Raw genomic sequence first — 24541 nt, forward strand, 5'->3', positions numbered from 1 at the left:
CTGAAGCCTCGTCGGGTACAGCCTACTTGTGCAGCACGAACTGCCCGGTGAAGCGCACGGCTTCGCGGCCATCGGCGGTCAGGATGCGGCTGTGCAGCGTCAGGCGCGAACGGCCACGGCGGCGGTAGATGGTTTCGAAGCGCTCCCACGCGCTGTCGTCAGGGGCCGAGCAAACCGCCGTGGCATCGTCGACCACCGGCAGCGGGTAATCGATCTGCCCTTCGTGGATGACGATATGCCCGTCTTCGATACCGGCCTCGCGCAGGCGCAGGTGCAGCCAGCCCCAGCCAGCCAGCACCGAGGCGCAGTAGAGGCTGCCACCGAACATGCTGCTCTTGTGATTGATGTTCGCTTGCAGCGGCACCTTCACACGCAATTCGTGATTTTCCCATTGCTCGACACGCAGCCCCAGCGCGCGCGTCAACGGGATGTCGTGGTGCAGAAGGTCTTCCAGATAGCGGCTGTCGCGACTCATGCCGGGCGGGTTCCTAAACGTTGCAGATACAGGCAGACGTAAAGCATGACTGCTGAGTCACGATATTGCCAGTGTCCGTCGCCTTTTGCCGAGCCTTCCCGAGGCCGTCTATCAGCGTGCGACGGTTTTCTGCTGATAGGCGCAGTAACCGGGCCTGGGGCCGATTCCGGGGTGGTTGCGACAGGTATCCGGACGCCTGGCGTAGACCGTGCACAGGCGCGTCTGCCGGTCGAGATAGAGGCAGTCGCCGTTGGCCAGACGGGTGAGGGTGAAGACGCCGTGCTTCTGGTTGAAATGCTCGACGATACCGGCCTTGCTCAGACGCCTGGCGATGTTCTTCGCCGGCTCTTCCCGCTCGAAGGCGTCGACCAGTTCCAGGCGGATCAGGTCGTCGATGCGCACCTCCACCGGCAGCGTGCAGCAGGTGGCACGACAGTCGCGGCACAGACCGTTGCTGTAGCGCGCCCAGGTTTCCAGGCGGTCGGGGTCGGCAGAAGCGATCAGTCGGGTCTTCACGGTGCGCAATTCGGTAATGAGGGCGCGCGATCATAACGGGGCGGGGTGGAATTTCCAGTGAAACCGACGAGTCGAACCCCGACAGATGGTTACCCGCAGCCGGGTCAAACCTGCAAACCTCTCACATTGCCATTCGCGCAGCGCTACGAGGCCCGTCCATGACGCAACAATCGCACGCACCCTCCGCCGATGAAGTCGAAGCCTTCCGCACCACCATTCTCGCCAAGCTGACCTATTCCATCGGCAAGGACCCCGAGCATGCCTCCGATCACGACTGGTTCGAGGCGGTGGCGCTGGCCACCCGCGACCGCATGATCGATCAGTGGATGGACCGCACCCGCGAGAGCTATCGCCAGGGCAAGAAGCGCGTCTATTACCTCTCCCTGGAATTCCTGATTGGCCGGCTGCTCATCGACAGCCTGAGCAACCTCGGGCTGCTGGAAACCGCCCGCCAGGCGCTGGCCGGGATCGATGTCGATTTCGAGCGCATTCGCCTGACCGAGCCGGATGCGGCGTTGGGCAATGGCGGCCTGGGGCGGCTGGCCGCCTGCTTCATGGAAAGCATGGCCACGCTGGGCATCGCCGCCCATGGCTACGGTATTCGTTACGATCACGGCCTGTTCCGCCAGGCCATCGTCGATGGCTGGCAGCACGAGCAGACCGAGACCTGGCTCAATTTCGGCAATCCCTGGGAGTTCGAGCGGCCCGAAGTCAGCTACCTGATCGGCTTCGGCGGCAGCGTCATGGCGTTGCCCGCCGAAGCCCCCGGCAAGGAGCCCAAGCATTTCTGGCACTGGGCCGAAGGTGTGCGCGCCATTGCCTACGACACGCCGGTGGTGGGCTGGCGCGGGGCCAGCGTCAACACGCTGAGGCTGTGGCGCGCCCGTGCCGAGGCGGATTTCCATCTGGAGCGCTTCAATGCCGGCGACCATGTCGGTGCGGTGGCCGAAGGCGCCCGTGCCGAAAGCATCTCGCGGGTGCTCTATCCCGCCGACAGCACCGAAGCCGGCCAGGAGCTGCGCCTGCGCCAGGAATACTTCTTCGTTGCGGCGTCGCTGCAGGACCTGTTGCGCCGGCATCTGGATCAGCGCGGCACCTTGCTGAACCTGCCGGAATTCGCCGCCATCCAGCTCAACGACACCCACCCGGCCATCGCCGTGGCGGAGCTGATGCGGCTGCTGGTGGATGTGCAGGACATCCCCTGGGACAAGGCCTGGGAGCTCACGGTCGCGACCCTGTCCTATACCAACCACACGCTGCTGCCCGAAGCCCTGGAAACCTGGCCGGTGGGCCTGATGGAGCGGTTGCTGCCGCGCCACATGCAGATCATCTACCTGATCAACGCGCAGCATCTGGATGCCTTGCGCGAGCGCGGCATTCAAAATCTCGAACTGCTGCGCTCGGTGTCGCTGATCGAGGAAGGCAATGGGCGCCGGGTGCGCATGGGTAACCTGGCGTTTCTCGGCTCGCACTGCGTCAATGGCGTCTCGGCGCTGCATACCCAGCTGATGCGCGAAACGGTGTTCACCGACCTGCATCGGCTGTACCCCGAGCGCATCAGCAACAAGACCAACGGCATCACCTTTCGCCGCTGGCTGTACCAGTCCAACCCGCAGCTGACGAGCCTGCTGGTCGAGCACCTGGGCAGCGCCCTGCTCGATGCACCACAAGCCCTGCTACCCAGGCTGGAACCCTTTGCCGAACAGGCGCAGTTCCGCGCACGCTTCGCCGCCCAGCGCCTGGCCAACAAGCAGCTGCTGGCACACATGATCCAGGAAAGCCTGGGCATCTGCGTCGATCCCACGGCCTTGTTCGACGTTCACGTCAAGCGCATCCACGAATACAAACGGCAGCTGCTCAACCTGCTGCATACCGTGGCGCTGTACCAGGCGATTCGTTCCGATCCGGGCGGCGACTGGGTGCCACGCGTGAAGATCTTCGCCGGCAAGGCGGCGGCCAGTTATCACACTGCCAAGATGATCATCAAGCTGACCAACGACATCGCCCGCACCATCAACGACGATCCGACCGTGCGCGGCCTGCTCAAGGTGGTCTTTCTGCCCAACTACAACGTCAGTCTGGCCGAGCGCATCATCCCCGCGGCAGACCTTTCCGAGCAGATATCCACCGCCGGGCTGGAGGCCTCGGGCACCAGCAACATGAAGTTCGCCCTCAACGGCGCGCTGACCATCGGCACCCTGGATGGCGCCAATGTGGAAATGAGCGAGCAGATCGGCCTGGAGCACATGTTCATCTTCGGCCTGACCGCGCAGGAGGTGGAAGCGCGCAAGCAGGCCGGCGAGTACAGCGCCGAGGCGACCATCTTCGGCTCGCCACGGCTCAGCGAGGTGCTGCTGGCGATTCGCGACGGCGCCTTCTCCGCCGAGGACCCGGGCCGCTACACGGCGCTTATCGACGGTCTCAAGTGGCAGGATACCTTCATGGTCTGTGCCGACTTCGAAGCCTACTGGCAGGCGCAGCTGGACGTCGAGGCACGCTGGCGCGACCCCGACAGCTGGTGGCGCTCCGCCGTGCTCAATACCGCGCGCACCGGCTGGTTCTCCTCGGACCGGACCATCCGCGAATACGCCGAGGATATCTGGAAGGTGATGCAGGCCGGGTAATGCGCCACCGCCCGGCGAGTGGTCATTCACCGTTTCGCTGAACTCCTGCAGACCATGGTCGGTCTGAGGGAGATTAGTAGCCCCGTGCCCTGCTAAACTGCGCGGGTTTTCCCCTCTCCCGGAGTCATTCCATGTCACGCGTAACCCTGAGCCGCTACCTGATCGAGCAGACTCGCAGCAACAACACCCCTGCGGATTTGCGCTTCCTCATCGAGGTCGTGGCGCGGGCGTGCAAGGAAATCAGCTACGCGGTATCCAAGGGCGCGCTGGGCGGCGTGCTTGGCAGCGCCGACAGTGAAAATATTCAGGGCGAGGTACAGAAGAAACTGGACGTGCTGTCCAACGAGATCCTGCTCGAAGCCAACGAATGGGGCGGCCACCTGGCCGGCATGGCCTCCGAGGAAATGGACAATGCCTACCAGATTCCCGGCAAGTACCCCAAGGGTGCCTATCTGCTGGTATTCGACCCGCTGGATGGCTCATCCAACATCGACGTGAACGTGTCGGTCGGCACCATCTTCTCGGTGCTGCGTTGCCCTGGCGAATGTTTCACCCAGAACGATGCCCTCGGCGAAGAGGCGTTCCTTCAGCCAGGCACCAGGCAGGTCGCCGCCGGCTATGCCATCTACGGCCCGCAGACCATGCTGATGCTGACCCTGGGCAACGGCGTGATGGGCTTCACCCTGGATCGCGAGCTGGGCAGCTTCGTGCTCACCCACGAGAACATCCGGGTGCCGCACAGCACCGCCGAGTTCGCCATCAACATGTCCAACCAGCGCCACTGGGACGAGCCGGTCAAGCGCTATGTCAGCGAACTGCTGGCCGGAGAGGAAGGCCCGCTGGGCAAGAACTACAACATGCGCTGGATCGCCTCGATGGTGGCCGACGTGCATCGCATCCTCACCCGTGGCGGTCTGTTCATGTACCCCTGGGACGCGCGTGAGCCGGAGAAGCCCGGCAAGCTGCGCCTGATGTACGAGGCCAATCCCATGTCCTTCATCATCGAACAGGCCGGCGGCGCTGCCACCAATGGCCAGCAGCGCATTCTCGACATCCAGCCGACGTCCCTGCACCAGCGCGTGCCGGTGTTCCTCGGCTCGCCGGAAGAAGTCGAGCGTGTCACCGGCTATCACAAGGGCTGAATGATGCGCGCGCCGTGGCAGGACTTGCTGGACTGGTGGTTTGGCCAGGGCCGCACGGCGCAACAGATCGTCAACGAAAAACATCGGCTGTGGTTTGGCTACAAACCGGAGCAGGACCGCGAAGCGCGTGAGCGTTTCGGCGATCTGTGCGAACAGGCGCTCGCCGATGGCCTGCAGGAGTGGACTGATTCCGAGCAGGGTTGGCTGGCGCTGATTCTGCTGCTCGACCAGCTGCCGCGAATGCTCCATCGTGGCACGCCACGGGCATTTGCCGGCGATGCGCGTGCCCGACAACAGGTCAGCGACGGCATGGCGCAGGGACGCGACAGATTGCTCGCGCCCTTGGAGCGGGTGTTTATCTATCTGGTGCTGGAGCATGCCGAGAACCTGGCCGATCAGGATTTGGCCGTGGCTCAGTTCATGGCGCTGCGCGACATGGCTGCCACAGAAGAACGGCCCGCTTTCGATGAGTTTTTCGACTTCGCCGAACGTCATCGCGACGTGATCGCTCGTTTTGGCCGCTTCCCCCACCGCAATGCGATCCTTGGCCGCGTGTCGAGCGCAGCCGAGGAGGATTATCTTGCGCGACCGGGTTCCGGGTTCTGAAAGGCTATGCCCGGTTAGCCGTTCCGGGCGTGAGGAACTACGTATGGGGGCGGACTGTCATGCCCGGATAAGGCTCTTGGGATGTCGGGTTACGCCTTCGGCTAACACGACCTACGACAATCCGAGCCTCATACCTCAAGGATGTGCAGAAACTTCTGTGCCGTCAGTTCGAGATCGCCGGAGTTGTCCAGCAGATGCAGGTCGTTCGCCGCGCTTTCAAAGCGGGCATTGCGCGCCAGGCGCTGCTCGATCTGTGCGACCGTTTCGCGCTTGCGCGCCAGCAGACGCTGGCGCAGCACCTCGGGCCTGACGCTCAGCAGCACCACGAGCAGATCGGGATAGCGCAGGCGCGCCTGGGGCAGGTAGCCACGCGAGCCGTTGACCACGACAGCGCTGCCTTCGGCCAGCCACTGCTCGATCTGCAACGGAATGCCATAGGCCAGGCCGTTGGCCCGCCAGCTCATGGCGAAGGCGCCGCTGGCCTCGAGGCGCTCGAACGCGTCTTCGCTTACCGCCTGCGCGTCCTCGCCAAGCGATTGGGCCGAACGGGTGATGACCCGCCGGGCAATGCGCACGCCACGCGCGGCCAGGCGCTCGCGTGCGGCATCGAGCAGGCTGTCCTTGCCCGAACCGGAAGGACCGATGAGATAGATCAACCTGCCTTTCATGCAATTCCTCTGGTACTTTGCCGCCCGCGCCGCTGGCAACCGAACGGTAAAAAACGTGCTCGACCTTTCCGCCTACCTGGGCCTGTTCATGGCCGCCTTCGCCGCCGCCACGCTGCTGCCGGCACAGTCCGAGGCGTTGCTGGTCGGGCTGTTGCTCAGCGAAAACTTCTCCGTCGCGATCCTGCTGCTGGTGGCCACGCTGGGCAATGTGCTGGGCTCGCTCGTCAACTGGCTGCTGGGGCGCTCCATCGAACGCCTGCGTCACAAGCGCTGGTTCCCGGCGAGCCCGCAGCAGCTGGAAAAAGCCCGACGAAGCTACCACCGCTACGGGCGCTGGTCACTGTTGCTGAGCTGGGTGCCGATCATTGGTGACCCGTTGACTCTGGTCGCCGGCATGCTGCGCGAACCCCTGTGGAGTTTCCTCCTGCTGGTGACTCTGGCCAAGGGCGCGCGCTATCTGGTGCTGGCGGCGGTGACGCTGGGTGGGTTGTGAGCCTTGCCGAGACTGCCCGGATGGTGGGCAACCGTAGGGCCGAACCTGTTCGGCCATCGCGCCTGAATGGGCCGCCAGTAGGCAGTCATCCGTAACTTTTTGAGCTCTAGGTCTCTTCGCTGAACAGCGCCGCGAGCCCGGCCTTGGCGCAGGCCTCGTCCTGTTCTTCCGAACCGCCGGAAACGCCGATGCCGCCGATGCGCATGCCATCGACCAGGATCGGCAGGCCGCCGCCGAATACCACCAGCCGGTCGCGGGCCGGCAGGCCGATGCGCAGCCGGGGGTTGTCGCCGAGTACGTCCAGCCAGTCACGGGTCGGAAAGCCGAAGCTGGCGGCGGTATAGGCCTTGTCCACGGCGATGCCTTCGGAATGCAGGAAGGCGCCGTTCATGCGCAGGTAGGCCAGGGTGTGCCCGGCGTGATCGACCACCGCCACATGAATGCGAATACCCAGCTCGCAGGCATGGGCAACAGCAGCATTGACGGCGTGCTGGGCGGCCTGCCAGTGCAGGTCGGGTTCGACGAACTGGATGTTCATGGCTTGATCTCTCAGCGCCTGACCTTGCTGGCCGGTTCGCCGCCAATGCCGAAATGGTTCTTCGGCATCTCGGTGATGATTACCCGCACGTTGGCCAGCGGTGCGTCCAGCGAGCGTGAAATCGCCTCGCTGACCTCGCGGATAAGGGTTTCCTTCTGCGTGTCGCTGCGGCCTTCGAGAATGTGTATCTGGGCAATGGGCATGGTCGCTCCTCGGGAAAAGGCCGCCCCATGAGGCGGCCATGGGCTCAGATGAAACGGGCGGACACGCTGCCCAATCCCTGGTAACGCACGCAGATGTTGTCGCCCGGCGCCACCGCCACGGCGGCGGTGATGCCGCCGGTCATGATGAAGGTGCCAGCCGGGATATGTTCGCCGCGTTCGGCCAGCAGGTTGGCCAGCATCGCCACGCTGGACAACGGGTGGCCGAGCACCGCGGCGCCGGCGCCGACTTCCACCACCTCGCCGTTCTTCTCCATCACCACGCCAAGGGTGCGCAGGTCGACGTCCTCGAGGCTGGCCATGCGCCCGCCGGTGACGAAGCGGGTCGAGGAAGCGTTGTCGGCCACCACGCTGGTCAGGTCGAACTTGAAGTTCTCGTAGCGCGAATCGATGACCTCGATGGTCGGGATCACATAGTCGATTGCCGCGATGACATCGCCGATATGGCAGCCCGGCCCGGTCAGCGGCGCCTTGGTGACGACCGAGATTTCCGCCTCGATTTTCGGGTGGATCAGCTTCGAGCAGTCCACGGTGCCGCCGTCCGGCACACTGAAATAATCGGCCAGAAAGCCATAGATCGGTGTTTCCACGCCCATCTGGGCCATCTTCGCCCAGGAGGTCAGGCCCATCTTCAGGCCTACGATCTTGTTGCCACGGGCTTGCTTGCGCCGGCGGATTTCCCACTGGATGTCGTAGGCATCGGCGAAGGTCATTTCCGGATAGTCGTTGGTGACCTTGTGAATGTCATGAGCCTGCAGTTCGGCGTTTTCCACGTGCTCGGCCAATGCCAGCACCTGTTCGGGATTCAGGGTACGTTTCATGCGTGTTGCTCCTTGCGGGCTGCCAGCAGGTCGAGGGCGACGTCGACGATCATGTCTTCCTGGCCGCCGACCATGCGGCGTTTGCCCAGTTCTACGAGAATGTCCAGCGTCTTCAGGCCGTACTTTTCGGCGGCCACTTCGGCGTGACGCAGGAAGCTGGAATAGACGCCGGCATAGCCGAGGCCGAGGGTTTCGCGATCGACGCGCACCGGACGGTCCTGCAACGGTCGGACGATATCGTCGGCAGCGTCCATCAGCGTGTAGAGATCAGTGCCATGGTCCCAGCCGAGGCGCTCGGCGGCGGCGATAAAGACTTCCAGCGGCGCATTGCCGGCGCCGGCGCCCATGCCGGCGAGGCTGGCGTCGATGCGGTCGCAGCCTTCTTCCACCGCGACGATGGAGTTGGCCACGCCGAGGCTGAGGTTGTGGTGGGCGTGCATGCCGGTCTGGGTCTGCGGATTCAGCACGGCCTTGAACGCGCGCATCCTGTCGCGGATGTCATTCATGTTCATCGCGCCACCGGAATCGGCCATGTAGATGCACTGTGCGCCGTAGCTCTCCATCAGCTTGCCCTGCGCCGCCAGTTGGTCGGCCGGAATCATGTGGCTCATCATCAGAAAGCCGACGGTGTCCATGCCCAGCTCACGGGCGTATTCGATGTGCTGCTTCGATACGTCCGCCTCGGTGCAGTGGGTGGCCACGCGCACCGATCGCGCGCCAGCGTCATAGGCCGCTTTCAGGTCATGTACGGTGCCGATGCCGGGCAACAGCAGCACGGTGATCCTGGCGTGCTGGATCACATCGGCGGCGGCCTCGATCCACTCAAGGTCGCTGTGCGCACCGAAACCGTAGTTGAAGCTGGAACCCTGCAGACCGTCGCCGTGGGTCACCTCGATGGAGTCGACGCGGGCCTTGCTCGCGCAGATGAACTGATGACCTTCGAGCGGGGCGTTAGGTTAAACGTAAAGGCTTTCTCGTTCAGATTGATGGAGGACCTTCTGGTTTGCTATCGATCTCCTGGTAGCAGTCCTTTCATGAATCGCCCGGCAGCCTGACGAGAGTCAGTCACTGACGCAACGGCATTTTTTTGTTTTCCGTGGCTGTCGAGGCCGGACTCTGGAAAGCGAGCACCAGGTACTGCGGCAGGGCTCGCTCAAGGCTGCGAGGCGCGCAGCATGCAGCGTTGATGGCGCTCGTCGACGCGCTTGGCGAACCAGGCGGTGGTGAGGTTGCGGGTGATCTTCGGGCTTTGCAGTTTGATGCCCGGCAAGGCTTCCCGTGGCAGTGGCCCGCCTTCGACTCGTTCCGCCAGATCGAACACCCGTTCATAGAGCCGCGTGTCCTCGAATTCGAGGCGATCGCCCTGCTCCAGTGCCTCGCGGATGGCAGCGTCGCTCATGCGCAGACGCTTGCCCAGCGAACGGGCCGCCAGCTCCGTGGCGCCCGCCTTGCGGCTGCCATGGATGATCAGATCGCCGTCCAGCGCCAGGTCGATGCCCGATGCCAGGCTGAGCGCTTTCTGGAAGGCGGCGTTGCGGCTGGCGTACCAACCGGCGTTGAAGTCGGCGAAACGATACAGCGGGCGGCTGTAGTTCGCCGGATAGTCCAGCAGATGGGCGATACCGAAGTACATGCCGCCACGGCGGCTGAAAACCTCGTCGCGAATGCTGCCTTCGTAGGCATAGGGGTAATCGCTCGCACGCGCCTCGGCGAAGGCGATGCTGACCTGCATCGGCCCGCCGGTACGCACCGGGTTGAGCATGCCGAACAACTGCCGGCCCAGGGGCACCAGGCCGAGGAAGTCGTCGAAGATCTCACTCAGCTCCTTCTCGGTGCGGACCCTGGCCAGCCGTTGCTCGTAGGTCTGGCCATCGGACGATTCCAGACGTAGCGCGGCATCAACCAGAAAACGCGGGACATGCAGGCGATCCGCCCGTCGCTGGATTTCCTCGCGAGCGATCTTCGCCAGGCCGGGCACTGGTGGCGCGGCCTGGAAGGTCGATTCCTGAACCGTCACGGCAAGGACCGCGCAGAGATTTTCATCGGACGGGGGAATCTCCAGCGTGCTGAAGGCCGACTGAATGTCGCTGGCCCAGCCGCTGCGGTCGGGAATTTCGGCAGGCATCAGCCGCACGATCTTCGCGCGAACCTCGCTCGGATGCGGCTGCGGTGCCGGCGCGTGTCGGGCGCAGCCGGCAAGGACCAGCAATGCGGCGATAACCGGCATGCAGCACCGAGCGCTGTGGTTTGGAGTAAGCATGGAGGCCTCGTGCTGTCGTCTGGCCTGTTGGACCTCGGAACAACCGGAGCTGTTGCGAGATGGCCAAACCAGAAATCCATAGTTACTCCAGCCGTAATGATTGACCCTCCAGCTTGATTGATGGCCTTGGGGGCACTCCCTACTGTGAGCTCCACATCGCGGAAACCTGTGGAGTCGTCATGACAACAACAATATCCCCACCGCCGCAATGGTCGCGTCGTCGTGCCGAAAAAGCCCGCCGTCTCGATCAGGTGCGCAGCCTCGCTGACGGGGTGGTCCTGCCCAGCGACAAGATCGTCGCGGCGCTCGAAGCCTTGATCGCCCCAGGCGATCGGGTGGTGCTCGAAGGCAACAACCAGAAGCAGGCGGATTTCCTCTCCCGCTCGCTGGCCCAGGTCGATCCCGGCAAGCTGCACGACCTGCACATGATCATGCCCAGCGTCAGCCGCGCCGAGCATCTGGACCTGTTCGAACGGCAGATCGCGCGCAAGCTCGACTTCTCCTTCGCCGGCCCGCAGAGCCTGCGCATCAGCCAGCTGCTGGAAGACGGCCTGCTGGAAGTCGGCGCCATCCACACCTACATCGAGCTCTATTCGCGCCTGCTGGTGGACCTGATCCCCAATGTCGCGCTGGTGGCCGGCTTCACCGCCGACCGCGAGGGCAACATCTACACCGGCCCGAGCACCGAGGACACCCCGGCCCTGGTCGAGCCCACCGCCTTCAGCGATGGCATCGTCATCGTCCAGGTCAACCAGATCGTCGACGACCCGCGCGACCTGCCGCGCGTGGACATCCCGGCCAGCTGGGTCGACTTCGTGGTGCAGGCCGACAAGCCGTTCTACATCGAGCCGCTGTTCACTCGCGATCCGCGCCACATCAAGCCGGTGCACGTGCTGATGGCGATGATGGCGATCCGCGGCATCTACGAAAAACACAACGTGCAGTCGCTCAACCATGGCATCGGCTTCAACACCGCCGCCATCGAGCTGATCCTGCCGACCTACGGCGAATCCCTGGGCCTGAAAGGCAAGATCTGCCGCAACTGGACGCTCAACCCGCACCCGACGCTGATCCCGGCGATCGAGACCGGCTGGGTCGAGAGCGTGCACTGCTTCGGCACCGAGCTGGGCATGGAGAACTACATCGCCCAGCGCCCGGACGTGTTCTTCACCGGGCGCGACGGCTCGATGCGTTCCAACCGCATGATGTGCCAGTTGGCCGGGCAGTACGCGGTGGACCTGTTCATCGGCGCGACCCTGCAAGTGGATGGCGACGGGCATTCGTCCACCGTCACCCGTGGCCGCCTGGCCGGCTTCGGTGGCGCGCCGAACATGGGCCACGATCCGCGCGGTCGCCGCCATCCGACTCCGGCCTGGCTGGACATGGCCACCCCCGGCGGCGAAGGCCCGGTGACCCTGCTCGAACGCGGCAAGAAGCTCGTGGTGCAGATGGTCGAGACCTTCCAGGAAGGCGGCAAGCCCACCTTCGTCGAGCAGCTCGACGCGGTCCAGGTGGCGAAGAAGAGCGGCATGCCGCTGGCGCCGATCATGATCTACGGCGACGACGTCACCCACCTGCTCACCGAGGAAGGCATCGCCTACCTGTACAAGGCGCGCTCGCTGGAAGAGCGCCAGGCGATGATCGCCGCGGTGGCCGGCGTCACCAGCATCGGCCTGCGCCATGATCCCAAGGACACCGAGCGCATGCGCCGCGAAGGGCTGATCGCGCTGCCGGAAGACCTCGGCATCCGCCGCAACGATGCCAGCCGCGAGCTGCTGGCCGCCAAGAGCATCGCCGAGCTGGTCGAGTGGTCCGGCGGCCTCTACAACCCGCCTGCCAAGTTCAGGAGCTGGTGATGAGCGCACTCATAGCAAGACAGGCGCAGCCATCGCTGGCCGAGCGGCTGGCGGACCTGGCCGTGCAGGTGTTGATCGACGAGGCGGATCTGTCGCCCAAGCCGGGGCTGGTGGACCGGCGCGGCAACGGTGCGCACCACGATCTGCACCTGAGCCTGATGCACGCCTCGGCGGTTGCCTTGTGGCCGACCTTCAAGGCCATGGCCGATGCGGCGCTGATTGCCGGTGAGGTCAGCCAGCCGCTGCGTGAAATCCTCGGCGGGCTGGGCCGTGACGGGGAAGCGGAAATGCTGCGCGTGACCAAGGGCGTGAATACCCATCGCGGCGCGATCTGGGCGCTGGGGCTGCTCAGTGCGGCGGCGGCGCTCGATGCCGATGCGCCCGACGCTAGACGGATCAGCAATACCGCAGCGGCCCTGGCTCGGCTGGAAGATCCCGCCGCACCGCACAACCCGGGCAGCCACGGCGCGCGGGTCTGCCGTCGCTACGGTGTGCTTGGCGCCCGCGAACAGGCGCAGCATGGCTTTCCCGCCGTCATCGAACACGGCCTGCCGCAACTGCTGGCCAGCCGTCGCGCCGGTGCCGGCGAGCAGAACGCCCGGCTCGATGCGCTGCTGGCGATCATGAGCACGCTTTCCGACACCTGCGTGCTGCATCGCGCCGGGCTCGATGGCCTGAGTCGTATGCAGGCCGGTGCCCGCGCCGTGCTCGCCGCCGGTGGCGCTGCCAACCTCGACGGGCGTCGCCAGCTGCGCGCGCTGGACCACGCCATGCTGGCGCTCAACGCCTCGCCGGGCGGCGCCGCCGACCTCTTGGCCGCCACTCTTTTCCTCGACCGCCTGGCGCCTGCCGCGCCGGCGCCGATTGGGAGCAATTGATCATGGAAACCCTGTCTTTCGAATTCGCCGCCGGGCAACCCGCCCGCGGCAAGGCCCTGGTCGGCGTGGTCGGCTCGGGCGATCTGGAAGTGCTGCTCGAACCCGGTCAGGCCGGCAAGCTGGCGATCCAGGTGGTCACCTCGGTCAACGGCGCCGAGCAACGCTGGCAGCAGCTGTTCGAGCGGATGTTCCGCGAGCAGACGCTACCGGCGCTGAACATCGACATCCACGACTTCGGCGCGACCCCCGGCGTGGTGCGCCTGCGCCTGGAACAGGGACTGGAGGAGGTCGGCCATGACTGATGCTTCTGCAAACAACGTGACCCGCCTGCTGCAATCGCGCAGCTTCGTCGAACTCGGCGCCCGCGAGCGCGCCCGCGCACTGCTGGATGCAGGCAGCTTCCGCGAACTGCTCGATCCGTTCGACCGCGTCACCTCGCCCTGGCTGCCCAAGCAGGGCATCGTCACCCAGGCCGACGACGGCGTGGTGGTCGCGAAAGGCACTATCGACGGCCAGCCGGCGGTGATCGCCGCCATCGAAGGTGCCTTCCAGGGCGGCAGCATGGGCGAGGTCGGCGGCGCGAAGATCGCAGGCAGCCTGGAGCTGGCCGCCGAGGACAACCGCAACGGCATTCCCACCCGCGCCGTGCTGCTGCTGGAAACCGGCGGCGTGCGCCTGCAGGAGGCCAACCTGGGTCTGGCCGCCATCGCCGAGATCCAGGCGGCCATCGTCGAGCTGCGCGAACACCAGCCGGTGATCGGCGTGGTGGCAGGTTCGGTCGGCTGCTTCGGCGGCATGGGCATCGCTGCCGGGCTGTGCAGCTATCTCGTAGTCACCCGCGAGGCACGCCTTGGCCTGAACGGCCCGCAGGTGATCGAGCAGGAAGCCGGCATCGATGAATACGACGCCAGCAACCGACCGTTCATCTGGAGCCTGACCGGCGGCGAACAGCGCCATGCCAGCGGTCTGGCGGACAGCTACGTCGCCGACGACACCGACGACATCCGCAGCGAATTGCAGCGCCTGTTCGCTCAGGGCAAGCCGGCGCAGCCGCGTAGCAGTCGCCATGCCTGGTTCCTGCAACGCCTGGCTGACGCCGACACCCGCACCCAGCTCGACGCTGCAGCGGTGCGCGCCCTCTACCAAGGAGATGCCCAATGAGCCGTGGACTGAACTGGTTGCAAGCCTTGGCCGGTGGCCAGGCACTGGTGGGGTATCCGGCCTCGATCAAGGTCGTCGACGGCACCCTCGGCGAGCGTGCTGCGCGCTATATCGCCGTGGTGCCCGATGCCGAGAGCCCTTTCCCGCGCGCCCGCAACGGCGAAGTCGGCCTGCTCGAAGGCTGGGCCCTGGGCCAGGCCGTGGACGAGGTGATCGAGGCCGACCGCGATACGCTTGAGAAGCGCGTGCTGGTCGCTGTGGTCGACGTGCCGAGCCAGGCCTATGGCCGCCGCGAGGAGGCCCTGGGTATCCACCAGGCGCTGGCCGGCGCGGTGGATGGCTATGCCCGCGCGCGTCTGGCCGGGCATCCGGTGGTCGCGTTGCTGGTGGGCAAGGCCATGTCCGGCGCCTTTCTCGCCCATGGCTACCAGGCCCAGCGGATCATCGCCCTGCGCGATCCGGGAGTGATGGTGCACGCCATGGGCAAGGCCGCCGCCGCGCGCATCACCCTGCGCAGCGTCGAGGAACTGGAGGCGCTGGCCGAATCGGTGCCGCCGATGGCCTACGACATCGACAACTACGCGACCCTCGGTCTGCTCTGGAAAACCCTCTCGGTGGACAATATCGAGCAGCCGACCGGCGATGACCTGCGGTGCGTACATGGCTGCCTGCAGGAAGCCGTCGCGGATATCGGCACCAGCACCGACCTGCGCGGACGCCTCGGAGCGGCGAATCGCGAAGCGTCTTCACGGGTCCGGGAGCTATTGCGCGCGCAATGGTGACGTAGGGCGGGTTGCAACCCGCCGAACGCACCCGCAACCAACGCCCGATTGCCGCCCTGCAATACACAATACGAGGAGGCCGCAGATGCACGACACACCACGTCCCCACGACCTGCTCTGGGGCATGACCCCGACACAGCTGCCAGCCGACGCGCCGGCCTGGGCGCGGCAGGTGCTCGCCACCGGCCAGCCGGTCGTGGTGCGCCGTGCGCTCGTCGCGGACGGCCAGGTTGCGGTCGGCGTGCGCGGTGCGAGCCGTGATCAGCGCTTCGCGACCACGCTGGAGCTGAGCAGAGTGCTGCGTCGGGTGAGCCCGGAGCAACTGGTCGAGCGGCTGCCGAGCGGTGGGCTGCCTGCCTTCAAGGCGCTGGCCTTGCTCAAGCCGTTTCTCGACGAACTGGGCCTTGCCTGGGGCGTGACCGGATCGGTCGGCTACCAGCTCGCCAGCGGCGTCGAGGCGGCGCATGTCGAGAGTGATCTCGATCTGCTGCTGTGTACCCCGCAACCGCTGTCCCGCCAACTGGCAGGTGAGCTGCAGCAGTTGATGGATGAAGCACCTTGCCGTATCGACATGCAGCTGGAGACACCGTCAGGTGGCATTGCCCTGCGCGAGTGGGCCGGCGACTCGGCGCGTGTTCTGCTCAAGTGCGCCACGGGCGCGCGGCTGATCGAAAATCCCTGGGCGGCCAGGGAGCTGGCGGCATGAGCAGCCTGTTCGCCTTCCCCGGTCAGGGTGCGCAGAAGCCCGGCATGCTGCATCGGCTGCCGGACGAACCACAGATCGCCGCCGCCCTGGCCGAAGCCGGCGAGGTGCTCGGTGAAGACGCCCTGGCGCTGGATTCGGCCGAGGCGCTGGCTTCGACCCGTGCCGTGCAGCTCTGCCTGCTGATCGCCGGCGTGGCCGGCGCCCGGCTGCTGATGCGCGGCGGCCTGCGCCCCGACTATGTCGCCGGCCTGTCCATCGGCGCCTATGCCGCGGCGGTCACCGCCGGGGCGCTGGACTATGCCGATGCCCTGCGCCTGGTGGCGCTGCGCGGCGAGCTGATGCAGAACGCCTATCCTGAAGGCTTCGGCATGACCGCCATCCTCGGCCTCGATCTCGGCCAGGTGGAAGGGCTGCTGGCGCAGGTCAGCGGCCCGCAGGCGCCGGTTCATCTGGCCAATATCAACGCCGACAACCAGCTCGTCGTGGCCGGCAGCGATGCCGCCATGGCGGCGGTGGCGCAACGGGCCAAGGCGCTGGGGGCCTCCTGTGCAAGACGCCTGGCGGTCAGTGTGCCATCCCACAGTGCGCTGCTGGACGCGCCCGCCGCGCAGCTGGCCGAGGCGTTCGCGACGGTCAGCCTGCGCGCGCCGCGCCTGCGCTATCTGAGCGGCACCACGGCGCGGCCCATCGGCGACCCCGAGCGCCTGCGCGACGACTTGGCCTTCAACATGTGCCGCGTCGTCGACTGGCACGGCACCCTGCGCACCGCCTACGAGCGCGGCGTGCGCCTGCACGTCGAACTGCCGCCGGGCTCGGTGCTGACCGGGCTGGCACGACGGGTTTTCGAACAAGGTACGCTGGTCGCCTTCGATGGCGCCCGGCTCGATACGCTGGATGCATTGCTGCGTCGGGAGGTAGGTCGAGCCGAGTAGAACCGCAAGGGATGGCCGTTGGCGCCATCCACCTGAACGATGAATAACTACAACTCACTTCGTAATACGCGCCCGGCCGGCTTGCAGGCACGAGCGCAACCCAAGAGGACAATAACAATGATTATCTTCGGTGTGGCCTTTCTGGCCTTGTGCACCCTGACGGGCATTTTCATCGGCGAACTGCTGGGCAAGGCTATTGGCGTGCCGGCCAACGTCGGCGGTGTCGGCATCGCCATGGTGCTGCTCATTCTCATAGGCAGCTACCTGAAGAATCGTGGCCTGTTCAGCATGGAGTCGGAGCAGGGCGTCAAGTTCTGGAGTGCCGTCTACATTCCCATCGTCGTTGCCATGGCTGCCCAGCAGAACGTCTACGGCGCGCTGAGCGGTGGCCCGATGGCGATCCTTGCCGGTGTCGCCGCCGTCGTCATCGCCTTCGCACTGGTTCCGGTGCTGGACCGGATCGGCCAGAAAAAGGCCGATACCGCCACCGCCACACCGCTGACTGCAGAGGGCTGATCCTGTGTACGAATCACTACTCAAGGTTGTTTCCGGCTACGGCATGATCAGCGGCTTCGCCATCATCGGCGCCACCATGTGGCTCTCCTACTGGCTGTCCGACAAGCTGACCAAGGGCCGTCTGCACGGCTCGGCGGTGGCCATCCTCATCGGCCTGTTGCTGTCGTACATCGGCGGCATGCTGACCGGGGGTGAGAAGGGTCTGGTGGATATCGCGCTGTTCTCCGGTATCGGCCTGCTCGGCGGCGCCATGCTGCGTGACTTCGCCATCGTCGCCACCGGCTTCGGCGTCAGCGTGGAAGAGCTCAAGCGCGCCGGCTTCGTCGGCGTACTGGCGCTGTTCATCGGCGTGTTCTCGTCCTTCGTGGCCGGCGTGGGGGTGGCGGTGGCCTTCGGCTACACCGATGCGGTGAGCCTGACCACCATCGGCACCGGCGCGGTGACCTACATCGTCGGGCCGGTGACCGGCGCGGCGATCGGCGCCAGCTCCGAGGTGATGGCGCTGTCCATCGCGGCGGGCCTGGTCAAGGCGATCCTGGTGATGGTGGCGACGCCCTTCGTCGCGCCGCTGATCGGCCTGAACAACCCGCGCTCGGCGGTGATCTTCGGCGGCCTGATCGGCACCTCCAGCGGCGTCGCCGGCGGGCTGGCGGCGACCGATCCGAAACTGGTGCCCTACGGCTGTCTGACCGCGGCATTCTACACCGCACTGGGTTGCCTGCTCGGCCCCTCGCTGCTGTTCTTCATCATGCGCGGACTGCTTGGCTGAGGCCTGACAGGCTGCTAACGCTCAACGTAAACCACAGCGCGCCCGCAAGGGCGCGTTTGCTCGATGTCTCGCCTGTCGACCGGGGCGGTACAGTCGTTGGCCCCGCCGATTGGCACGATTCTCCTGCGGGCGCCGTGTCCGCTGCCTGAGCGGTCGAGCGGTGCGCGACGACCGTTCCGAAACTGGTACCCTACGGCTGCCTGCTGTCGGCTTGCACCGTCTAGATTGCCTGCTCGGGCCGTCTTCGTTCTTCGTCATGCGCGGTTTGCCTGGCTGAACACTCTCGATGCGCCTGATGGCTCGCGGCGTGTCATCGCCGACGCGCTGCGTTCTCAAGAAATCGAACGATGAGCATGTGCAAGCTGGCCGTGAACGGCTCTGGGCTTCTCCTAAAGTATTCTGCGGTTTCGACCCCGTTGGCTGCTGACGCTTTAGGATAAGTCCCATAACTACTTAAAAAATAATGAGGAACTTGCTCCATGCTTCTTTTCTTCATCAGCCTTGCGATACTTTTTCTCGGCTACAAGTTCTATGGCCCCTTCGTTGAAAAACAGGCGTGCATAGACCCTACTGCCGTAACCCCTCAGGAACGTCTGCGCGACGGCGTCGACTATGTTCCTGTCAGTCCCTTCAAGGCCTTCCTGATCCAGTTCCTCAACGTTGCGGGTGTCGGCCCCATCTTCGGCCCCATCCTGGGTGCCCTGTATGGGCCGATCGCGCTCGTCTGGATCGTGCTCGGCAACGTGATCGGCGGCGCGGTGCATGACTACTTCTCCGGTGTGATGAGTCTGAAAGAGGATGGCAAGAGCCTGCCGGAAATCGCCGGTCACTATTACAACGTGGTGTTCAAGGGCTGCATGCTGATATTCACCGCCATGCTGCTGTTCTTCGTTGGCGTGGTGTTCATCATGAGCCCGGCCGGGCTGCTGAGTAACCTGTCCTTTTTCGAGGGCACCATTCTGGGTGGCAACACCTTCTGGGTGCTGGTGATCCTGGGCTATTACTTCCTCGCCACCTTGTTGCCCATCGACAAGATCATCACCAAGCTGTATCCGGCGTTTGGCTTGCTGATGATCGTGATGACCACCCTGGTCGCCGTGGCCTTGCTGCTCGATGCACCTCACCTGCCGCAGGTATCGGGTATTTTCGATTTCTTCGTGCATAACCATCAGGAGCATGATTTCCTCACGCCGAACCCTGACGGCCTGCCTGTATGGCCCTTGCTGTTCGTGACGATCACCTGTGGCGCCATCAGTGGTTTCCACTCCACCCAGTCACCGATGATTGCCCGTTGCCTGACCAACGAGAAATATGCCCGCCCGGTGTTCTATGGCGCCATGACCTGCGAAGGCATCGTGGCCTGTGTCTGGGCGCTGGCCGGCATCGCGGCGTTCCCCGGTGGTTATGCCGAATTGAAAGGCATGCTGGATCAGGGCGGCCCCGGCCTGGTGGTCAATCACGTTGCCACCAGCTACCTGGGCGTGTTCGGCGGTGTGATGGCGATTCTTGCCGTTGCGGTATTCCCGATCACTTCCGGCGACACGGCCTTCCGTTCACTGCGCCTGACCATCATGGATGCGTTCAAGATCTCGCAAACGACCCTCAACCGGTTGGCGCTGGCCGCGCCGCTGCTGGGTGTGGCCTATCTGATGACCTTCCTGGACTTCTCGCTGATCTGGCGCTACTTCGCGTTTTCCAACATGTTGCTGTCGACCAGCGTGCTGTGGCTGGCGACCAAGTACCTGTTCGACAGAGGCACCTTCCACTGGATCGCCAGCATTCCAGCAGTGGTCGGTACAGCCATCACGGTGGCCTACATCGCAACGGCGGGTATCGGTTTGAACCTGCCGATGGAATACAGCAAGCCGATCGGTATCGCGGTGGCAGTGGTGTGCTTGATTGGCCTGGTGTTCAAAAACAGCAAGCGTACAGCGGTGGCCGTCTAAACGCGGGGGCGAAGTTGCGATGTTCGACTGAGCATCGCGTTGGGCCCCAGCTGGCGGGTTGCTTGTGAGACCCAAGCCGTCCACGACGCAATCGTGAAAAAAAGCGGGCTTCCGAGGAGGCCCGCAACACGGCTGATGACATTTCACTTCTAGATGGCTTCACCCATCACATAGTCCGGCAGGATGGTAGCGATCTGCGGGAACAGACACAGGATGATGATCGCCAGCACCATCACCAGTGCATAGGGCAGGGCGCCCCAGAGGATTTCCCGCGTCGGCACCTGCGGTGCGATCCCGTTGATGACGAACAGGTTCAGCCCCAGCGGCGGCGTGATCAGGCCGATCTCCATGTTGATGGTCAGCACCACCGCGAACCAGTAGGGGTCGAAGCCGGCCTGCACCACGATGGGGAAAAGCAGCGGCGCGGACATCACGATCACCGCCACCGGCGGCAGGAACATCCCGGCCACCAGCAGGAACACGTTGATCACACCCATCAGCACCCAGCGGTTGACCTCCAGACTGGCGATCGCCTCGGCCAGCGACTGGGTGATGTACAGCGACGACAGGGCGAAGGCGAAGAGCTCGGCGGAGGCCAGGATCATCATGATCATGACGCTTTCCCGCATGCCGGAGCCGAAGATATCGCGGAAGGTGCCCATCTTGAACAGCCGGTAGGCCAGCACCACCACCACCAGCGTGAGCATGGCGCCTGCGCCAGCGGCTTCGGAAGGCGTGGCCACGCCACCATAGAGCACATAGAGCACGCCGAGGATGATCAGCATCAGCGGCAGTATCCGCGGCAGCGCCGCCAGCTTGTCGCGCAGGCTGTAGTACACGCCCTCGGCGCCGAAGCGGAAGCCCTTGCGCCGCGCATCGAGCATCGCCCAGCCCATGAACATCACCGTCAGCATCAGGCCGGGCAACACGCCGGCGAGGAACAGCCGACCGATGGAGGTTTCCGTGGCGATGCCGTAGATGATCATCGTCACCGAGGGTGGCAGCAGGATGCCGAGCGTGCCGCCTGCGGCGATCGAACCGGTCGCCACCGAGGACGGGTAGCCGCGGTTGATCATCTCCGGGATGCCCAGCTTGCCGATTGCCGCGCAGGTCGCCGGGCTGGAGCCGGTCATGCCGGAAAATACCGCGCAGGCACCGATGTTCGACAGCACCAGGCCGCCTGGCACCTTGTACATCCAGCGGTCCAGCGCGCGATACAGGTCGGCGCCGGCGGGCGTACCGGCGACGATGGCGCCCATCAGCACGAACATCGGGATCGAGACGAAAGCCAGGTTGCCGATGCCGGCGAACATGGTTTCCGCCACCACGCCGATGACCTCCGGGCCCATCGCCAGGAACAGGCCGCCCATGGCCGCCAGGCCCAGGGCGAAGGCGATCGGCATGCCGGTGGCGAGGAACAGCAGCAAGGCACAGATCAGGAGCACGCCTGCAAGGGTTGGAGTCATGGTGTTTCTCCCAGGCGCTGATGGCTGTGCATGATGGTTTCGACCTTCTGGCCTTCAGCGTTTCGTTGAGGCGAGATGGCCAGTTCCGGGCGAATCATTTTCATCAGCTCCACCACGTATTGCAGACACAGCAGGCAGAAGCCCACCAGCATGGGCGTTGCGGGAATCCACAGCGGAATGGCGGCGATGGTCGGGGTGGTCCAGCCGCCTTCCCAGGCCTCGTAGACGTAGATGCCGCTGGCCACGCTCATCAGCACGCAGAACATCAGGCCCAGCACGGCGCCAAGACACTGCAAGCGCCGGCGGTTGGGTGCCGACAGCATCAGTTCGATCACGTCGACACCGACGTGCCCCTTCTTCATCAGCACATAGGGCGCGCCAATGAAGATCGCGGCGGTAGCGGCGAACACCACCACCTCGGTCTGCCAGATCGTGGGGGCTCTGAACAGGTAACGCATGAGGATCATCTGGCACATCACGACCATGGCGATGATCAGCAGGAAAACCGCGCTGACACCACCCAGGCGCGACAGGGCCTCGATGGCACTAATAAAACGTCTGGACATAAAGAACTCCTGGAGCCCGCCGTACTGCAAAAGCCACGGGGTGGGCTCGAACGCAGTGAAAGGCCGCCGGGGAAGCGGCCGTGATGGGGCATCACTGCACGGCGAGTGCCTTGTCCAGAAGATCCTTGCCGCCTTTGACCTTCTCTGCGAAGTACTGGTAGGAGGATTCGCGGGCGACCTGCATCCAGGCGTCGTGCTCTTCCTTGCTCAGGCTGACCACTTCCACGCCGGCCTTGGAGAAGGTTTCGTTCATGCGCTTCTCGCCCTTGGGGCCTTCCTCGGCGAAGTAGGCCTCGGCCTTCTTGGCGGCGGCCAGCATCGCTTCCTGCTGTTCCGGGGTCAGGCGCTCGAAGCTGCGCTTGGAGATCAGCACGGGTTCATACATGAACCACAGGGCGTTTTCACCCGGCGCGGTCAGGCATTTCACCTGCTCGTACAGGCGGTACGAGACGAAGCTGTCGTTCGAGGTGTTGGCGGCGTCCAGCACGCCGGTCTGCATGCCGGTGTAGATTTCCGAAGACGGCATCGACGAGATCGAGGCGCCGGCGGCGGCGAGCATGTTTTCGAAGGCTGGCCCGGCAGCGCGGATGACCTGTCCCTTGATGGTCTCGGGCGAGGTGATGCAGCGCTCCTTGGAGGCGAAGCCGCCGGCCAGCCAGGCGTCGGCGAGGATGATCGCGCCGTTCTTCTCGGCCAGCGCGTGGATTTCCTTCATGAAGTCGGACTGGTTCAGGCGCTGGGCATGCTCATAGTTCTTGACCAGCCCGGGCATCAGCGTGGCGGAGAACTGCGGCACGCGACCGGAGGCGTAGTCCAGCGGCAGGGCGGTCATGTCGAGCTGGCCACGGGTCATGGCACCCCATTGCTCGTTGGCCTTGTACAGCGAGGAGGCCGGGTAGATCTGGACCTTCAGACCGACATCGGCGGCGGCGACTTCGCGGGCGATGATCTGCACCATTTCATCGCGGGGGTCGCCCTGGTTGCCGGGGAACTGGTGGGAAGCGCGCAGGACGGTTTCGGCGAAGCTGGGGATGCTGGCGACCAGCAGCGCAGCCGCGACCGAGGTACGGAGTAGGGCTTTCATTGGATTCTCCTGGATTGACACATCAGAACCGCGCCATGCGGTTCATAATTATTTTTATTACGTCAGAGGAATTTCTTCTTGTTGTCAGGCTTGCTTATTCGAGCCAACTGCAGGCTAGCGTGTGCAAGGGGGCGCAACAATTAAGACTGCCCTAGCATCGTTACGGAAAGGTTAACGATTCAGCGAGGGTCGGCCTGTCAGCGGGACCTGCCACGGTACATTCGGCATTCGGCGACGAGCGCTAGCAGATTGGGATCGCGCTCCTTGGCTTTCAGGAAGACCACGCCGATCTGCTGCTGCAGGCGATAACGGGCCTGCAGCGGGATCAGGCGGATACGGTTCTCGTACACCGCCGCGACACGCCCGGGAAGAAGGGCGTAACCGACGCCGGAGCTGACCATGCTCAGCAGGGTGAAGATGTCGTTGACCTGCATGCCCACGTTCGGCTCGAAGCCCGCCTGGCTGAATACCCGCGCACTGTCGCGATGAGTGGCAAAGCCTTGAGTGAGGGTGATGAAGGTGGCGTCGCGCAGGTCGGCCAGATCCACCTCCGCCTGCTCGGCGAAGGGCGAATCGGTGGGTACGGCAAGAAAGATGTCATCGGCGAAAAGCAGCAATTGCTCGCAGTCAGGGTTTATCAGGCCGTCATCGAGGGAGATCAGGACGGCGTCCAGCTCCATGTTCTTCAGCTTGTAGAGCAGGTCCACGTTGGAGCCGAGGATCAGGTCGATATTGAGTTCGCTGCGGCGCAGCTTGAGCCCCATGATCAGCTGCGGAACGGTCTTCACGGTCAATGAATACAACGCGCCGAGCTTGAACCGTTCCGCCGAGAAGCCCGCCGCCTCGCGTGTCTGTCGCACCGTTTCGACGACGTCCTTGACCAGCTGCTGGGCTCGCTCCTCCAGCACGAAGGCGCTTTCCAGCGGGATCAGATTGCGGCCTTCGCGCTTGAACAGCGGGCAGCGCAGCGCGCTTTCCAGCGAGTGGATGGCGCGATGTATGCTGACATTGCTGGTATTCAGCTCGGCGGCCGCCTTGCTCAGGCTGCCATTGCGCATGAAGGCCAGAAACACTTCCAGCTTCTTCAGGGTCAGTTCTTCGTCGATCTGCATGCCGTTGCTCCGCTTGCGGTCAGTCGATTATGCCTAACAAGCAGCGGGTCGGACTAAACACCTAGGCGAAGACGGCGTCTTCCTCTTCCGGGCACACGTCGGTGACGAACACACGGGCGTGATCGCTCTGCTCGTCTTCGATACGCAGACCGAAGTAGAGCGCGTCGTTGGCGTCCCAGAACGCTTCGATCTGCGACAGCGGGGCGTGCTCGAGCAGAACCTGGCCGGTGTGTTCGAGAATGATGGAGTAGCGTTTGTCAGCGGGCATGGAAAGTCACTCTGGGCATCGGAATGGCTGCGCACAGCCGTGATGTCATTTTGTCACTTTGCCGGGCTCGCTCCCTAGCCGTTCATCGCCGCGCGGTGGGCGCCCGCTGAATGGTCATCCGCGGGCGTTTGCGTA

26 protein-coding genes and 1 pseudogene are annotated in these 24541 nt (G+C 64.5%); 14 read left to right on the forward strand and 13 right to left on the reverse strand.

From position 1 onward, the window contains the following. Positions 1-22: 22 nt before the first annotated feature. Both G7020_RS07445 and G7020_RS07450 read right to left on the reverse strand, forming a co-directional pair. Positions 23-475 (reverse strand): thioesterase domain-containing protein, encoded by a 453-nt coding sequence (locus G7020_RS07445; RefSeq protein WP_181083284.1) that lies wholly within the window; start codon positions 473-475, stop codon positions 23-25. Positions 476-586: 111 nt separating this feature from the next. Next, positions 587-991 carry a YkgJ family cysteine cluster protein gene (locus tag G7020_RS07450; protein ID WP_181083285.1) on the reverse strand — a complete coding sequence of 135 codons (405 nt, stop codon included), beginning with the start codon at positions 989-991 and terminating at the stop codon, positions 587-589. A gap of 158 nt (positions 992-1149) precedes the next feature. Between G7020_RS07450 and G7020_RS07455 the strand changes: the two genes are divergently transcribed. The 3 genes from G7020_RS07455 (at position 1150) to G7020_RS07465 (ending at position 5363) form a co-directional block, all read left to right on the forward strand. After that, the gene (locus tag G7020_RS07455; RefSeq protein ID WP_181083286.1) at positions 1150-3615 is read left to right on the forward strand and encodes a glycogen/starch/alpha-glucan phosphorylase; all 2466 of its coding nucleotides are present in this window, start codon (positions 1150-1152) and stop codon (positions 3613-3615) included. Between the two features lie 131 nt (positions 3616-3746). After that, a complete protein-coding gene (locus G7020_RS07460; RefSeq protein WP_181083288.1) occupies positions 3747-4757 on the forward strand; it encodes a class 1 fructose-bisphosphatase in 1011 nt (336 codons plus the stop codon). A 3-nt stretch (positions 4758-4760) separates the two neighbouring features. Beyond that, positions 4761-5363 carry a DUF924 family protein gene (locus G7020_RS07465; RefSeq protein ID WP_181083356.1) on the forward strand — a complete coding sequence of 201 codons (603 nt, stop codon included), beginning with the start codon at positions 4761-4763 and terminating at the stop codon, positions 5361-5363. 128 nt (positions 5364-5491) lie between these two features. Here the strand turns inward: G7020_RS07465 and phnN are convergent, their stop codons facing one another. Next, the gene (gene phnN, locus G7020_RS07470; RefSeq protein WP_181083290.1) at positions 5492-6031 is read right to left on the reverse strand and encodes a phosphonate metabolism protein/1,5-bisphosphokinase (PRPP-forming) PhnN; all 540 of its coding nucleotides are present in this window, start codon (positions 6029-6031) and stop codon (positions 5492-5494) included. 55 nt (positions 6032-6086) lie between these two features. Between phnN and G7020_RS07475 the strand changes: the two genes are divergently transcribed. Beyond that, positions 6087-6524 carry a VTT domain-containing protein gene (locus G7020_RS07475; protein WP_181083358.1) on the forward strand — a complete coding sequence of 146 codons (438 nt, stop codon included), beginning with the start codon at positions 6087-6089 and terminating at the stop codon, positions 6522-6524. A gap of 106 nt (positions 6525-6630) precedes the next feature. Here G7020_RS07475 and G7020_RS07480 read toward each other — a convergent pair whose 3' ends face one another. The 5 genes and pseudogenes from G7020_RS07480 to G7020_RS07500 all read right to left on the reverse strand — a co-directional run bounded on the left by G7020_RS07480 (position 6631) and on the right by G7020_RS07500 (position 10364). Further along, positions 6631-7062: a GlcG/HbpS family heme-binding protein gene (locus tag G7020_RS07480; protein WP_181083292.1), complete on the reverse strand. Its 432-nt coding sequence runs from the start codon at positions 7060-7062 to the stop codon at positions 6631-6633. Between the two features lie 11 nt (positions 7063-7073). Further along, positions 7074-7313 carry a 2-hydroxymuconate tautomerase gene (locus G7020_RS07485; RefSeq protein ID WP_258189275.1) on the reverse strand — a complete coding sequence of 80 codons (240 nt, stop codon included), beginning with the start codon at positions 7311-7313 and terminating at the stop codon, positions 7074-7076. Then, the gene (gene dmpH, locus G7020_RS07490) at positions 7310-8104 is read right to left on the reverse strand and encodes a 2-oxo-3-hexenedioate decarboxylase (RefSeq protein WP_181083296.1); all 795 of its coding nucleotides are present in this window, start codon (positions 8102-8104) and stop codon (positions 7310-7312) included. Before dmpH ends, G7020_RS07485 begins: the two co-directional genes overlap by 4 nt. Beyond that, a pseudogene (gene dmpG / locus G7020_RS07495) lies at positions 8101-9015 on the reverse strand (4-hydroxy-2-oxovalerate aldolase); the annotation flags it as partial. The gene dmpH and the pseudogene dmpG, both read right to left, overlap by 4 nt. 242 nt (positions 9016-9257) lie before the next feature. After that, positions 9258-10364: a DUF1615 domain-containing protein gene (locus tag G7020_RS07500; protein WP_258189271.1), complete on the reverse strand. Its 1107-nt coding sequence runs from the start codon at positions 10362-10364 to the stop codon at positions 9258-9260. A 179-nt stretch (positions 10365-10543) separates the two neighbouring features. On the opposite strand from G7020_RS07500, the gene mdcA reads away from it, so the two are divergent. The 10 genes from mdcA (at position 10544) to G7020_RS07550 (ending at position 19910) form a co-directional block, all read left to right on the forward strand. Further along, positions 10544-12220 (forward strand): malonate decarboxylase subunit alpha, encoded by a 1677-nt coding sequence (mdcA, locus tag G7020_RS07505; RefSeq protein WP_181083298.1) that lies wholly within the window; start codon positions 10544-10546, stop codon positions 12218-12220. Continuing rightward, complete coding sequence (locus G7020_RS07510) at positions 12220-13098, forward strand: triphosphoribosyl-dephospho-CoA synthase (protein ID WP_181083300.1); 879 nt, start codon at positions 12220-12222, stop codon at positions 13096-13098. Before mdcA ends, G7020_RS07510 begins: the two co-directional genes overlap by 1 nt. Before the next feature lie 2 nt (positions 13099-13100). Beyond that, a complete protein-coding gene (locus tag G7020_RS07515; RefSeq protein ID WP_058077775.1) occupies positions 13101-13400 on the forward strand; it encodes a malonate decarboxylase subunit delta in 300 nt (99 codons plus the stop codon). Then, the gene (locus G7020_RS07520) at positions 13393-14259 is read left to right on the forward strand and encodes a biotin-independent malonate decarboxylase subunit beta (protein WP_181083302.1); all 867 of its coding nucleotides are present in this window, start codon (positions 13393-13395) and stop codon (positions 14257-14259) included. The genes G7020_RS07515 and G7020_RS07520 overlap by 8 nt, the downstream gene beginning before the upstream one ends. Then, positions 14256-15041 (forward strand): biotin-independent malonate decarboxylase subunit gamma, encoded by a 786-nt coding sequence (gene mdcE, locus G7020_RS07525; protein ID WP_181083304.1) that lies wholly within the window; start codon positions 14256-14258, stop codon positions 15039-15041. Before G7020_RS07520 ends, mdcE begins: the two co-directional genes overlap by 4 nt. A gap of 85 nt (positions 15042-15126) precedes the next feature. Continuing rightward, the gene (locus G7020_RS07530) at positions 15127-15747 is read left to right on the forward strand and encodes a malonate decarboxylase holo-ACP synthase (RefSeq protein ID WP_181083306.1); all 621 of its coding nucleotides are present in this window, start codon (positions 15127-15129) and stop codon (positions 15745-15747) included. After that, complete coding sequence (mdcH, locus tag G7020_RS07535) at positions 15744-16679, forward strand: malonate decarboxylase subunit epsilon (RefSeq protein WP_181083308.1); 936 nt, start codon at positions 15744-15746, stop codon at positions 16677-16679. Before G7020_RS07530 ends, mdcH begins: the two co-directional genes overlap by 4 nt. Before the next feature lie 117 nt (positions 16680-16796). Beyond that, complete coding sequence (gene madL, locus G7020_RS07540; RefSeq protein WP_181083310.1) at positions 16797-17195, forward strand: malonate transporter subunit MadL; 399 nt, start codon at positions 16797-16799, stop codon at positions 17193-17195. Between the two features lie 4 nt (positions 17196-17199). Then, complete coding sequence (madM, locus tag G7020_RS07545; RefSeq protein WP_181083312.1) at positions 17200-17964, forward strand: malonate transporter subunit MadM; 765 nt, start codon at positions 17200-17202, stop codon at positions 17962-17964. Positions 17965-18443: 479 nt separating this feature from the next. Further along, complete coding sequence (locus G7020_RS07550) at positions 18444-19910, forward strand: carbon starvation CstA family protein (protein ID WP_181083314.1); 1467 nt, start codon at positions 18444-18446, stop codon at positions 19908-19910. Between the two features lie 149 nt (positions 19911-20059). Here the strand turns inward: G7020_RS07550 and G7020_RS07555 are convergent, their stop codons facing one another. From G7020_RS07555 to G7020_RS07575, 5 genes are all read right to left on the reverse strand, one after another. After that, positions 20060-21376, reverse strand: a complete 1317-nt coding sequence (locus tag G7020_RS07555; protein WP_181083316.1) for a TRAP transporter large permease — start codon at positions 21374-21376, stop codon at positions 20060-20062. Beyond that, on the reverse strand, positions 21373-21942 hold the full coding sequence (locus G7020_RS07560; RefSeq protein ID WP_181083317.1) for a TRAP transporter small permease subunit: 570 nt from the start codon (positions 21940-21942) through the stop codon (positions 21373-21375). Before G7020_RS07560 ends, G7020_RS07555 begins: the two co-directional genes overlap by 4 nt. A 91-nt stretch (positions 21943-22033) precedes the next feature. Then, positions 22034-23026 carry a TRAP transporter substrate-binding protein DctP gene (gene dctP, locus G7020_RS07565; RefSeq protein WP_014854594.1) on the reverse strand — a complete coding sequence of 331 codons (993 nt, stop codon included), beginning with the start codon at positions 23024-23026 and terminating at the stop codon, positions 22034-22036. A gap of 197 nt (positions 23027-23223) precedes the next feature. Continuing rightward, complete coding sequence (locus G7020_RS07570; protein ID WP_181083319.1) at positions 23224-24138, reverse strand: LysR family transcriptional regulator; 915 nt, start codon at positions 24136-24138, stop codon at positions 23224-23226. Between the two features lie 61 nt (positions 24139-24199). Continuing rightward, positions 24200-24406, reverse strand: a complete 207-nt coding sequence (locus G7020_RS07575) for a hypothetical protein (RefSeq protein ID WP_181083321.1) — start codon at positions 24404-24406, stop codon at positions 24200-24202. Positions 24407-24541: the final 135 nt, after the last annotated feature.

The organism is Stutzerimonas stutzeri (genome assembly GCF_013522825.1).
GTDB lineage: Bacteria > Pseudomonadota > Gammaproteobacteria > Pseudomonadales > Pseudomonadaceae > Stutzerimonas > Stutzerimonas stutzeri_AK.

Coding starts and splice junctions, on each gene's coding strand:
- G7020_RS07575 (WP_181083321.1), bottom strand. CDS start 24,406: ATGCCCGCTGACAAACGCTACTCCATCATTCTCGAACACACCGGCCAG.
- G7020_RS07465 (WP_181083356.1), top strand. CDS start 4,761: ATGCGCGCGCCGTGGCAGGACTTGCTGGACTGGTGGTTTGGCCAGGGC.
- G7020_RS07510 (WP_181083300.1), top strand. CDS start 12,220: ATGAGCGCACTCATAGCAAGACAGGCGCAGCCATCGCTGGCCGAGCGG.
- G7020_RS07550 (WP_181083314.1), top strand. CDS start 18,444: ATGCTTCTTTTCTTCATCAGCCTTGCGATACTTTTTCTCGGCTACAAG.
- G7020_RS07560 (WP_181083317.1), bottom strand. CDS start 21,942: ATGTCCAGACGTTTTATTAGTGCCATCGAGGCCCTGTCGCGCCTGGGT.
- G7020_RS07570 (WP_181083319.1), bottom strand. CDS start 24,138: ATGCAGATCGACGAAGAACTGACCCTGAAGAAGCTGGAAGTGTTTCTG.
- dmpH (WP_181083296.1), bottom strand. CDS start 8,104: ATGAAACGTACCCTGAATCCCGAACAGGTGCTGGCATTGGCCGAGCAC.
- G7020_RS07515 (WP_058077775.1), top strand. CDS start 13,101: ATGGAAACCCTGTCTTTCGAATTCGCCGCCGGGCAACCCGCCCGCGGC.
- G7020_RS07480 (WP_181083292.1), bottom strand. CDS start 7,062: ATGAACATCCAGTTCGTCGAACCCGACCTGCACTGGCAGGCCGCCCAG.
- G7020_RS07500 (WP_258189271.1), bottom strand. CDS start 10,364: ATGCTTACTCCAAACCACAGCGCTCGGTGCTGCATGCCGGTTATCGCC.
- madL (WP_181083310.1), top strand. CDS start 16,797: ATGATTATCTTCGGTGTGGCCTTTCTGGCCTTGTGCACCCTGACGGGC.
- G7020_RS07455 (WP_181083286.1), top strand. CDS start 1,150: ATGACGCAACAATCGCACGCACCCTCCGCCGATGAAGTCGAAGCCTTC.
- mdcA (WP_181083298.1), top strand. CDS start 10,544: ATGACAACAACAATATCCCCACCGCCGCAATGGTCGCGTCGTCGTGCC.
- G7020_RS07445 (WP_181083284.1), bottom strand. CDS start 475: ATGAGTCGCGACAGCCGCTATCTGGAAGACCTTCTGCACCACGACATC.
- G7020_RS07530 (WP_181083306.1), top strand. CDS start 15,127: ATGCACGACACACCACGTCCCCACGACCTGCTCTGGGGCATGACCCCG.
- G7020_RS07520 (WP_181083302.1), top strand. CDS start 13,393: ATGACTGATGCTTCTGCAAACAACGTGACCCGCCTGCTGCAATCGCGC.
- dctP (WP_014854594.1), bottom strand. CDS start 23,026: ATGAAAGCCCTACTCCGTACCTCGGTCGCGGCTGCGCTGCTGGTCGCC.
- phnN (WP_181083290.1), bottom strand. CDS start 6,031: ATGAAAGGCAGGTTGATCTATCTCATCGGTCCTTCCGGTTCGGGCAAG.
- G7020_RS07555 (WP_181083316.1), bottom strand. CDS start 21,376: ATGACTCCAACCCTTGCAGGCGTGCTCCTGATCTGTGCCTTGCTGCTG.
- mdcE (WP_181083304.1), top strand. CDS start 14,256: ATGAGCCGTGGACTGAACTGGTTGCAAGCCTTGGCCGGTGGCCAGGCA.
- mdcH (WP_181083308.1), top strand. CDS start 15,744: ATGAGCAGCCTGTTCGCCTTCCCCGGTCAGGGTGCGCAGAAGCCCGGC.
- G7020_RS07460 (WP_181083288.1), top strand. CDS start 3,747: ATGTCACGCGTAACCCTGAGCCGCTACCTGATCGAGCAGACTCGCAGC.